Raw genomic sequence first — 907 nt, 5'->3', positions numbered from 1 at the left:
ACCCGGCAGTCCCGCGTGGCTTGGGACAGCGACCACAGTGGGACGTGCATTACGAATGATCGAAGATGGGTTTTTAGATGCAAACAACGTCAATGATCTCGCAGATAAGCTCGGCATCGGATCACGTCACCTTTCGCGGCTTTTTGCTAAACATGCGGGTGCGAGTCCCAGCCAGGTCGCCGCAACCGCGCGAGTACAACGTGCAAAACGGCTGATCGACGCAGGAAATATGGCCCTGTCTGAAATTGCCTTTGCAGCCGGATTTCAGAGCGTCCGCCGTTTCAATGATGTGTTCAAAGCACTTTATGGCAGACCACCATCGTCCCTACGCCGAAAGGCTAAAGCTTAACCTTTGCGGCGAAGACGGTCCTTTGCGCTGGTGACACAAATGTACGGTTTTAACCGATTGTTAGACCAACGCTGACACCCACTTGGTCCTCATGAGACGGCCATAGTGCGGACGAACCAGACCTAGCGCTCTGTAGCTTGAATGTCTGCTTCAGCATCGCTCTGGCTTCAGCACGATGTTTGAGTTCTTTCGCAAGAAATCTTGTAACGCACCATCGACTGCAAAACTGTGCTCCCACACCTCTTGATCAAGCAGATGCAGGCCTTCAATATCATCTTGCATGTTCAGTGCCCGACTTAGGGTGCCAACGAAGGCATGTAACGATGTAGCTTCAAGTGCAGCCAAATGATCGTCTAGGTATTTCTGCCCTCTGTTGGAGAAGAACTGAACATGGCCTCCGTTGCCGACCTCTCCAGTATAAATAAGAACAAGTTGGCATTGGTATTCAGGTAGCGACAGGCCAAACATCGGCCGGGCTTCATCTGCGCGGTGGGACCAGAACCCACTGATTGTTGAAACCGCGTCCAAAGCATCCGCCTGCCTGAGCAACGATTGGAA

Annotated in this window: 2 protein-coding genes; one reads left to right on the top strand and one right to left on the bottom strand. The window is 52.3% G+C overall.

Annotation, left to right across the window (positions count from 1 at the left end; all coding sequences use genetic code 11):
• On the top strand, positions 1–349 hold a 349-nt coding region (locus ACFWW2_RS01360; RefSeq protein WP_393925565.1), incomplete at its 5' end, for a helix-turn-helix domain-containing protein.
• Positions 350–499: 150 nt separating this feature from the next.
• Here ACFWW2_RS01360 and ACFWW2_RS01355 read toward each other — a convergent pair.
• On the bottom strand, positions 500–907 hold a 408-nt coding region (locus tag ACFWW2_RS01355; RefSeq protein WP_393925564.1), incomplete at its 5' end, for a DUF4375 domain-containing protein.

The sequence above is a fragment of the Yoonia sp. R2-816 genome (assembly GCF_046762905.1).
In the GTDB taxonomy this organism is placed as follows: domain Bacteria; phylum Pseudomonadota; class Alphaproteobacteria; order Rhodobacterales; family Rhodobacteraceae; genus Yoonia.
Note: the sequence above shows the minus strand (reverse complement) of the source record. Positions and strands in the feature narration are given on the sequence as shown.